The sequence below is a fragment of the Parabacteroides sp. AF17-28 genome (assembly GCF_003479205.1).
Taxonomy (GTDB): Bacteria; Bacteroidota; Bacteroidia; order Bacteroidales; family Tannerellaceae; genus Parabacteroides; species Parabacteroides acidifaciens.
This window is the reverse complement of the sequence record NZ_QUGV01000007.1, coordinates 1-9,739: the sequence shown is the minus strand read 5'-3', so window position 1 is coordinate 9,739 and position 9,739 is coordinate 1. Positions and strand designations below refer to the sequence as shown.

At 51.2% G+C, this 9,739-nt stretch carries 8 protein-coding genes and 1 pseudogene; all 9 read right to left on the bottom strand.

Going from position 1 to position 9,739, the window contains the following annotated elements; genetic code table 11:
* Window positions 1–62 precede the first annotated feature (62 nt).
* Window positions 63–272 (bottom strand): hypothetical protein, encoded by a 210-nt coding sequence (locus DWW90_RS06475; protein WP_199662179.1) that lies wholly within the window; start codon window positions 270–272, stop codon window positions 63–65.
* Between the two features lie 50 nt (window positions 273–322).
* Window positions 323–598, bottom strand: coding sequence for an HU family DNA-binding protein (locus DWW90_RS06470; protein WP_122344407.1), 276 nt, complete (start codon window positions 596–598; stop codon window positions 323–325).
* A 9-nt stretch (window positions 599–607) separates the two neighbouring features.
* A complete protein-coding gene (locus tag DWW90_RS06465) occupies window positions 608–2,695 on the bottom strand; it encodes a DUF4906 domain-containing protein (RefSeq protein ID WP_122344406.1) in 2,088 nt (695 codons plus the stop codon).
* A gap of 19 nt (window positions 2,696–2,714) precedes the next feature.
* Window positions 2,715–4,754, bottom strand: coding sequence for a DUF4906 domain-containing protein (locus tag DWW90_RS06460; RefSeq protein ID WP_122344405.1), 2,040 nt, complete (start codon window positions 4,752–4,754; stop codon window positions 2,715–2,717).
* A gap of 1 nt (window position 4,755) precedes the next feature.
* The gene (locus tag DWW90_RS06455; RefSeq protein WP_122344404.1) at window positions 4,756–5,802 is read right to left on the bottom strand and encodes a fimbrillin family protein; all 1,047 of its coding nucleotides are present in this window, start codon (window positions 5,800–5,802) and stop codon (window positions 4,756–4,758) included.
* Between the two features lie 53 nt (window positions 5,803–5,855).
* Window positions 5,856–6,884, bottom strand: a complete 1,029-nt coding sequence (locus tag DWW90_RS06450) for a fimbrillin family protein (protein ID WP_158582822.1) — start codon at window positions 6,882–6,884, stop codon at window positions 5,856–5,858.
* Window positions 6,885–6,897: 13 nt separating this feature from the next.
* Window positions 6,898–8,028, bottom strand: coding sequence for a fimbrillin family protein (locus DWW90_RS06445; protein WP_122344402.1), 1,131 nt, complete (start codon window positions 8,026–8,028; stop codon window positions 6,898–6,900).
* 26 nt (window positions 8,029–8,054) lie between these two features.
* On the bottom strand, window positions 8,055–9,113 hold the full coding sequence (locus tag DWW90_RS06440) for a fimbrillin family protein (RefSeq protein ID WP_158582820.1): 1,059 nt from the start codon (window positions 9,111–9,113) through the stop codon (window positions 8,055–8,057).
* Window positions 9,114–9,507: 394 nt separating this feature from the next.
* A pseudogene (locus DWW90_RS20495) lies at window positions 9,508–9,739 on the bottom strand (fimbrillin family protein); the annotation flags it as partial.

The window sequence follows — 9,739 nt, the reverse complement described above, 5'->3', positions numbered from 1 at the left end:
TAGAACGGACGCAGAAGATTCTGATTTTCCCTCTGCGCCCGAAAAGCCACCGGACAGATCGGTTATAGCTTTCGCAGTGGTTGAAAGAAACGCTCCGTCAAACGCAGTTCTCCTATTACGATTCCGGCCGCAGCTTTCATTTCCCGCACGGCAGGAAGACAGATTCCGTAGTTGGTGGCCAGTGTGCCGGGGAAGACAATTTCCACCATATAATGGTCTTCCGGCAAAACCATCGAAACCGACAAGACGTGTTCTTCTCCGTATCTATTCATTCGATTAAGTGCAGATAATTTATCCCTTCACCCCTGTTAGCGCTAACTATTCAAGGGTTCAGAATTTTCATCAGCCCCTTGCCCGGCTTGAATTTGATACTTTTGCGGGGAGGGATGGGGGCTGGAACGCCTGTACGCGGGTTACGCCCCATGCGGCCGGGCTGTTGCCAGCAGCTGAACTGGCCGAAGTTTTGCAGGCAAATGGAATTGCCTTTCCGCAACTCTTCGTTAAAGACGTCGCACAAGGTGTCGATGTATTGCTGAGATTCTTTACAAGTAATTCCCAATCGATGGGCAAGCGCTTGTGATAGTTCTTTTTTATTCATTGCTATTTGTTAGTTTGTTGATTTCTGTATTTTTACGCAACGCCCAAGTAAGCCGTCTTGAGCGAGACGGCTATGTCTATTTGTGGAAGAGTAATCATATCCAGCTTCAAAACCTCCATAAATATAAACTTCATTCTGCCCACTCCATACCACATCCCCTAAACTCCAGAAAATACCTGAATAACCGCATCCTCCCCCTGCTCCGTTATTTTGCTCTCTATACCCACTATAAGACCAGAACAAATTGGGTAGATCAGTAGCATAAGCCCGGTACTCTTCCCTCTTTCCACCTGAATATACTACTGTTGTTTTCTTGCTAAAGTTCTCTACCGCTTTGTAGGGAGGAATACACCATCCAGCCGGACAAGGATCAAAGACCGTTTTATTCGGATAATCCCACAATTTTATTTTATTATTTGTCCAACTTCTTAAAAAGATAGCCGGATTATTTATTGCATCATTAAACTTATCGCCAGAAATAATCCTACCCGATGTATAAACACGATTACCATTAATATCATAAATTGGTGAAACTGTATTGGGGGCATACAAAGCCGTGGCTAACTGGTCAGCAGGTAAGAACGGGTCTTTTCGCCCCCATTGGTAATGCATCCCGAACGAATCGAAACCCAAGTTATTCGACATCGCACCAATACCCCGATCCATCCAAACATAACCTTCCCACATAAAGACTTTACCACCAACCATATTAAATTCCGTATTAGTTGTAGTACTCCCAACCACTTTGTCAACATTATCCAACACATAATCCGTCACCCAAATATGCCAGCTCCATAAAATATTACTATCTTTATCATAGGCGGCAATCAGGGCGTTCCCCTGCATATCGGCAGTTTGTATCCGAAATTCCCCATTGGCTTTCAAATGGTAGATTGCCCGGATTAATCCCGGATCGGTCTGCCAGACAAGCCCGACATGGTCGATGTTGCAATCACCATTCACCCCTGTCCCTACTCGATTCAAATAATCGATTGTATTGCTCACCGCTGCACCCGGTGCATTATGCGGATTAAAGGTCAGGAATGAGTTGGGTTGAACCATGTAACAATTAGCTCCCGGTAGGGATGGCGGTATATCTGTCACGCTAAGGCGCGAATCATCCTTCTTTCCATCTATTCCGGTGACCTTCAGCGTGACGGTGTACGACCGATTCCCTTCTATCGTAAAATCGTCGGTGTTGTTTGCTCCCGGATATAAAGTGTAAGACACCCTTTTGGCATTCTTTCCTTTATCAGTTGCATCCGGATAATAGTTGGCTTCGAGATAGAGATAAGTACAATAGTCGTCCGGTTTGTGGCTGTTTTTATCTTTTGGATTGTTTACAGTCGTACCACTTTTTTTACCCCGCCTGTTTTCCGGTATATACCAGGTATAGGTTCCCCCTATATCATTGACAAACGGCTGCCAATCGGCGTACAGCTCACTGCTTGCCTCCGGGTAGCGGGTCTCGCTTGCCGGGGCTTCCGGACAGGCGACGGAAGGGACCGACCTCAATTGCAGCCAGAGCGGTTCGAGGGCGGCACCTGACGGTAGCCCGTTCCGGTCTATGCTGAAAACGATTTTCGCCAGTCGCCGGGTCAGGGTGGCAGTGACATCGGTTTCCGTATAGATTTTCGTCACACAACTACCGGTCATCAGTATTTTCCAGTTCTGAATATCCGTTTCCGAAAGGGAGAATTGCTTCGTTTTCAACTCGCCTAACGTCCCGCTGAAGTTATCGAATGTCCCGCCGGCATTCGCTATAAAATAAAGGGTTTGCTGTTTGTTTGCATCGCCTATGGGTTGCATCAGCCCGACTGTCAACTTCGAGGCCGGATTATCAAAAGCGCGGGCAATCACCGCCGGGGCTTCGTCATCTGTCCCGTCGAACTGGATCACTGTCAGGTCATGGATTTCCGCCTCACCGATGGCCCGCGTCGTCTGTCCGCCATCGAGAGGCGCGACCTGCAAGCGGCAAACGACCTCTACCGGCGTTCCCTTCTCCGTCTGTACCTCTTCGTTCTCCGCACAACCGGTAGTCAAACCTGCCAAAGTAGTCCAGAGTACTAAAAGCCAAAAAGTATTATTCATTTTCATTCTGTTTTCGTTTTACCGCTTATTTCTCTTTTACGCAACGAACCGAGCCGCCGAAGGAGCCGGCAATATTATTGACTATACTTCCGCTCGAACTGGTGAAGCTGAAAGTCCGTGGAAAACCGTTCTCACATAATGCCGACCACATATAAGTGTTATTTGCATTAAAGGTCATATTGCTGTTTCCAAGCACCCCTCGCGGGAACCAGCAATATTCACCCGACTTAACCGTCAGTACCGCACCATACGAATTGGTTGTATCCCAAGCAATATTGCCACCGCTGACCCATTTATAAGCATCCCATGCGGCCTTCTCCGGCACACGCCATCCGGCAGGGCAAGGGTCGAACACGGTTTTCGTACCGGAAGACCAGAGGTCAGGGATTGCCGCTGTTCCGCCATGCCAGGTTCCCGTCGTACTTTGGTGGGTGAAAAAGACAGTCGGACATTTGATCGACTCGTCGATGTTCAGGGCAGTTCCTTTGTTGGCAGACGAAAGACTGGTTCCGGTAACAGTCGTTTTGCCCGTATCATAAAACGGATCTTTCCTCCCCCACTGGTAGTAAAGATTGCGGTTATTGTCTTCCCTGAATACGTTCAAAGCTCCTAAGTTGCGGTCCATCCACGTATATCCGCCGAAATCGTATATATATCCGTTTTTCCCTGTCCCGTCCAGAACTTTTGCATAGGGCGTCACCCAGATGTGCCAGCTCCAGAGGATCGTGTTATCGGCATCGTAGGCGGCGATCAGCGCATTGCCACCTGCCCCGGCGGTATTGGCCTGCACGCGCACCACTCCTTCGCCGAACGAGACATTGATCAGGCCGCTCGCCGTTTGCCAGACCGTTTTAACCGCTGCAATCCGGCTGTACCGGTTTTCCTTCACCTGATCCGTATAGCTGACACTAACCTCTTCGACATCCGTCCCCGGCGCCAGATAGGGATTGAAAGTCACTTCGCTGCCGGATTCGGGCGAGAGGACGAAGCAATTCGCCGACGGACTGAGCACCAGGTTACGTCTCGTCACGCGAGAGTCAAAGCTGTTAACGCCTCTCAGGACGGGCAGTATCTCGTAGTCGTAATTGCGGTAGACATTATAACCGGGACTTCCCTGGCCGACATAAAACCTGTAGGTGACCAGCTGGTCCGGCATATTGGGGGCCTTGTAGATACCGGAAAGTTCCACGCAGGAATGGAAAGAATCGCCGGAGGGCAGGGCATCTGTCGCTGTCCGTACGTTCTGCGGGATATACCAGGTAAAACCGTCTTCGACCTGGTCGATGATAAAAGTATAGTCGGTGAAGTTCGCAGCCGTTTTCTCCGGATAATCAGTGGCCTCCGTAATCCCGTCGGCATATTTCAGGACCTTCGGCACGTTTCGTAACCGGAGGCTCAAAGGGGTAAAATCGGCATCTACCACGCCAGCCAATGACTTCGTGTATTTGAAATGCACCTGTGCCACCAGCCGTTTCAGTTCTACCGGATGAATCGTTTGGTCTTCCACACCTTTAACCGGTACATACAAGGCCGCAAGCATCAGCTGGTTTTCACCGTTGTTTGTCTTCTGGTCGAAAGGGATCTCAACGTTTTTAAAGTCACCCAACGTTTTCCCTTCAAAATTCTGGAAGGCGGAACCGGCATTTGCGATAAAGATGAGATACTGAGTGTCCTTTTTCGAAGCCTGCAACCCGATCAGGTAGTACGGCTCCGTCGCAGATTCGTCCTTCTCCGGTTCGGGGGCGCGCAGGTAACGGGCGGTAACGCATAGGGCGGCATCTTGCGCCGTTACATCTGTCACACTCTGATCGAGGTCAAATTGCAAAACCGTAAGGTTCTGCAAAGTATTCTCACCGGTATTTGCGCTACCCGTCTCCAACCGGATCACCTGCTCGCCGTCGGTAGCCACCACCTGCCCGTGAGCGGCCTCCAGACCAAAGCGGATGCAGGTAAGGCCGCCCGGCCGGTTACCGTCTGTCTCCTCCGGTATCCCGTCTGCCGAGCAGCCGACCAACATCCCGATCTCCATCAGGAACGATATCAGTATGTATAAATTCGTTTTCATATTATATATCCATATCCAATTTAGTATCTTCACCCCAGGGATTAATGTTTATCGTATGGGTCACCGTTTGTACGCCGCCTCCCACTTCGCTGTCATCCGTGACGGTTGTCCAGGGAGCCACCGTGATATTGAAACGGACATAGTCCCATCCGTAGTTGACTTCAAACAGATAGCGCTTGCCGGGCTCGAAGGCGAGCCGGTTGATTTTTACGCTTAATAGCCTGTCTGTCGCTTCCGTTTCTTTGTTCCTTTGAATCTTAACCTTGATTATCGAGTTGAACGTGCTCTCCGCCTTGGGAAAAACCACCCGGGGCGTTTTCTGCGTATTGATATAGCCCGGCCCGCTGCCGTTTCCTTTCCCCCCGGCGGTAAAAGCGTCACTCCCGTCGATTGTCAATTTTTCGAACCGGTCTGTTTCTTCGATCGCCGGTATCACAAGTTTGTTTTCAGGCAGCAGGTAGTTGTCTGTCGTAGCCTTAACCATCCCCTCGATTTCGATGCTTTGGACGGCAAACGACACTACCGAGTCGACCTCCTGCTTAACCACCTGCACGGTAAAACTTATTTGCGAGGCAAGATGGTCGAGGTTATTCAGCAGAATAGTGGTCGCATCCGCCCCCATTTGTGCCCGGGTGACAGAGCCTAAGGCATCTGTTCCCTGCGCCACAGTGCCGTGCTGGCCTTCACCCGTCAGCGTTTGCACCGGCGTCATCGCGCAAAAATCGTATGTGCCGACAGGCAGGTACATCGGTTCGTTGTCCGTAATACTTCCATCGAGCTCCAACCCGTCCGCAGTGCTGTTCACCTTATACTGCCTCGCCGCAACCAACTTGCCGCTATTGGGATTATAGGCCGCAATCGTCAACGCCGTTCCAGCCTGCAAGTCTTCCGGTTCCCCATCCACCGCACGCGTCGCCCTTAGTTCCGCCAGCGTAAAACTGACCGGATACCCCTTCCCGTCATTTTCTCCATGCCCAACGTCCGCCTTGTCACAACCTGCCAACAGCAACAACAACGCCAATATCCCTATATAAAATTTTCCTTTCATATCCAATATTTATCACTTTCAACTTTCCCCTTTCAACTTTCAACTCTCTCCCCTCACTTCGGGTCCACCTCTATCACCTCATCCAAATTGATCCCATCCACCACCCAGGGATTCACCTGGGGTAAAGGGCTAAAGGAGGCGGCCTGCCGTGAGATCGATACATCGAAAGCGTATGTATATCCGCCTTTCAAGCCATCAGACGAAACATTCAGCCGGGCTGTATATCTCTTCCCCGTTTGCTTGCCGCCAGTGGCAAATTCAATACCCTTAAAATCGAATTGCAAGGGTATTTGTGCATTCGCCGCTACCGGAAGGAGGATAAAGGAGACGGTGAAGTCCGATCCGCTGTCAACTTTATCGCCCGCTTTCACCTGCCCGTTCGCCTGTCCGAGGGGCATACCGCCAATAACACCTGTCCCCCAGTAAATCATCCCATTAGGAGTATCATCCGACCAGGTTGCCGACAGGTCGATATAACTGCCGCTACTGTCGATCGGGGCTATAGCAGCCGTGAGGCTTTCGGCGGAAGTGTAGCCGTTCGTACCGGCAGGTTTCACCGTCAGCACTATTTGGGTGGCGATATGGCGGAAGGCCAAAGGGATCGTGACGGCATCACCGCCGGAAACACTTTGTGAACCGCTTACCGCCATCAAGTAATCCACCCCGTTTTGCAGGATTGCGGTCCTACTGCCGGTTTCCATTGCCGGGACAGGCAAGTCCGCATGATTGGTCGACAAGGCGTAAAACGCATATCCGTTCCCTACCGGCAGTTTCATATCAGCACTAAGGGGAGCCAGATTGCATACGCCATTATTCAAATGAAACGTGTACCGGTTCGAGTAGGCATATTTATCTGTTTCCGACGGTGTCTTTCCCTGCCAGACATACACGACGACACGCCCGCCCTCATTCAGTCCCTCTGTGCTGCCGTCCGCCTTGGTCTGCGCGTCTGTCGCAGGCAAAGCAGTGAACCGTACATCGGCATACCCCGTTGCTGATGGCACCTCTTCGTCCGTCCCGCTACATGCCACAAGCAGGCAAAAGAGACTCAAAATGCCCGATATCTTTTTTAGTGGATTCATAATACACTTACATTTAAGGGGTTGCTCCTCCTGTGGAACTTGCATCATCCGTATGCTCGATGTCTCCCACTTGCCCGCCGGAGGTTCCGGTTTCCCAAGGTTTTACCGTAACGGTTGAGAATTTGATTTCCGTACCCGAAAGGGTCAGCGTGTACTGGTTGCTTGTCCCTGCCGACCAGCCGCCTGTGGCATCGAGACTGCCGGTATAGGTATGGGTGGCGGCTGCCGCATCTCCGACGATTAAATTGCCAATAACGATCTTGACCTTCATTTTCTGCCCGGAGGCCCCGGCGAGCGGCAGCAGATGATAGGTGGCAACCTGGTCGGCTGGGATATTGCTTCCATCCGAAACCGTGCCGGATCTCACGACAGTCATCTCTTTAAGGTCGGTATCGCTACCGGGCGCCCCTCCTGACTTGCCATCAATCTGTATTTGCCCGTCATACAAATGCATGGCGGCATTTGTTTCCGAGGTCGCCTGTATCGAAACTTTCGCCAGATTGAAATCTTTGGCTGTATTATTATCTGCCGCGTGGGCGCTCTCCCCAAACTTGATCGTCAGTTGCACCTGCGTACCTACGTGTTTGAACGCCAAGGGAACATGGGCTATTTGGGTACCGAACGCAATCGTTTGTTGGGTCATGGCATACAGGTAATCAACGCCATTTGTGACTGAAGCTGTTCCGGCGGTACTACTCGGCACTCCGCCTACGGCATCAGCCGTATGGAAGTCGGGAACAGTCTGGCCTTGACTGTTGGTCGACACGGCATAGAATCTGAAGGTCCCCGAAGGAAGGATCATTTCGATGCCGTTGTTGCCATCCACTTTATCAGGAACTAAGGTTTGCACTTTGCTTGTTTCGGTCTTAACGGTATAATCCTTTGTTACGGTCACATCAGTCACGCCCTCCTTTTGCCGGTAGGGATAGAGACGCACGTGAGCATCGGTAACCAACGTATCCGCACCCACATCTACCCCTATACTTTCGGCACGGGTAGATGCGGAGGTGGTGAAGAAACGGACTTCGACGGGGTTTTCCGGTTCGTCCGGCACAGGGCCGTCCAACAGCTTCTCCCCGGTGCATCCGCAACTTAGGCTGATACACACCATTAACATATTGATTATACCTGTCTGATGTCTCATGTTGTTCCCTCTATATCTTCTGTATATTAATAATCTTCTTCCACACTTTCTTTGGGAAATTCCCCGTCTTTCGATGTCCAGGGGGTGACAGTCAGTTGCGAAAACCCGACCTGGTTACCGGTGATATTAACCGTGTAATTATATTGCTTCCCGGAAGCGAATCCTCCCGCCGGAGTGGTGACTTCTGCTGTATAGAGCTTGTCGGTCTGTTCTGCCAACCCGTTGAAGGTGATCGACGGGAAAACGATACGGACCGGAATCTTTTGGCCTTCCTGCATCGGAAGCAGGATGCAACCGGCGGTAAAGCCGTCCGTAAGGTTACCTGTGCTTTCCAGAGTGGAGCCATCTGAGGCCACCGGGTATTGTCCGATGGGATCATTGGCTCCCAAAGTGATCTTCGAGCCTGCCGGATTAGTCAGCGGCAGGGTGATCTTGGGAGCGTCCGCCTTGATGATTTCTTCGCTGCCTGTGCCACCTTTGCTTGTAACGGTGATTTTTATACGGCTGGCAAGGCGAATGAACGGAAGTTCTACGTTTTGTTTATCACCGTCCGGATCAGATATGATTTTCTGGCTCACAGCGCAATAGAGATAGTCGGTATTGTTCTTTAGCACTTCCGTTTCCGAATGCGAACCGGTAGCCAGTGCAGGTGGCACGGAGTCGGTCGCCGTCCCGGCAGCATTGACCGAAAGAGCATAGAACGTATAGGTTCCGGCTGTCAGGAACATCTCTTCTTCTCCGTTTTTTACCGTCAGGCCCCCGCCATCCGCAGCCAGATAATCCCGACAGGACTGTGGCGCGACAGCGGGCTGACTGATTGACGGCTGCATATAGGCCCGGATCGTGACATTCACATCCTTCCGAAGGGCCTGCGTCGTGGCCGCTTCACCCGGCGTTTCCGGTACACCTTCATCCCCAGTCTTTGTCTCGACTAAGTCGATCCTGCCGCTAAACGACACGCCAATCTTTTCCTCCGGCTGAACAGAAGGAATCTCTTCTTTCAGAATCTCCTCCCCGGAGGAACAGGAAAACAAAAGAAGAAGGGCCAATAGCGGGCCGGCGATTATGGATGGATGTTGTTGCACGGTTGTTTTATTTGAATGTTGAATAATAATAGGGAAATGATGATTTAACGATGACACGATAACGACCTCGTAGGGGCGGTTCGCGAACCGCCCAAATAGCGACATTGTCTTAGGGCTGTAAGCCCGGCAGATCTCAGCCCAAGGCTCACGCCTTGGGTTAAGGGAAACGTCTCCCTCCCCCTCTTAGCCCTGTAAGGGCGGCACCGGTAACAACCTGTGTCACAATGTATCGCCCTTACAGGGCTCGAAGATAGGAGGTGGTCCTATTTAAACCCAAGGCTCACGCCTTGGGCTATGATCTGTCGCCCTTACAGGGCTTTGGGCGGTTCGCGAACCGCCCCTACGGGGCCTCTGCAACTCACCGTTGAATCATCATTTCTTTACTCTACCTATATTAACTGCCACTACTATCTGTGTTATCCGGTTCTGTAGGGGTTAAGTCGCCCTCACCATTATTGAATGTCACCGGATCCCAATTTGTTACCGTTGCACCCGTAAAGGTGATGCCGTTGGCTTTCAGGGTGGCCGTGTAAGTATATTGTTTGCCGGATTCAAAACCGCCTGACGGATATTTCAGTTGGGTTGTATATGTCCGCACTACCCCTTCCGATTCTCCCGTGTTCTTC

Coding starts and splice junctions, on each gene's coding strand:
- DWW90_RS06465 (WP_122344406.1), bottom strand. CDS start 2,695: ATGAAAATGAATAATACTTTTTGGCTTTTAGTACTCTGGACTACTTTG.
- DWW90_RS06445 (WP_122344402.1), bottom strand. CDS start 8,028: ATGAGACATCAGACAGGTATAATCAATATGTTAATGGTGTGTATCAGC.
- DWW90_RS06450 (WP_158582822.1), bottom strand. CDS start 6,884: ATGAATCCACTAAAAAAGATATCGGGCATTTTGAGTCTCTTTTGCCTG.
- DWW90_RS06470 (WP_122344407.1), bottom strand. CDS start 598: ATGAATAAAAAAGAACTATCACAAGCGCTTGCCCATCGATTGGGAATT.
- DWW90_RS06475 (WP_199662179.1), bottom strand. CDS start 272: ATGAATAGATACGGAGAAGAACACGTCTTGTCGGTTTCGATGGTTTTG.
- DWW90_RS06460 (WP_122344405.1), bottom strand. CDS start 4,754: ATGAAAACGAATTTATACATACTGATATCGTTCCTGATGGAGATCGGG.
- DWW90_RS06455 (WP_122344404.1), bottom strand. CDS start 5,802: ATGAAAGGAAAATTTTATATAGGGATATTGGCGTTGTTGTTGCTGTTG.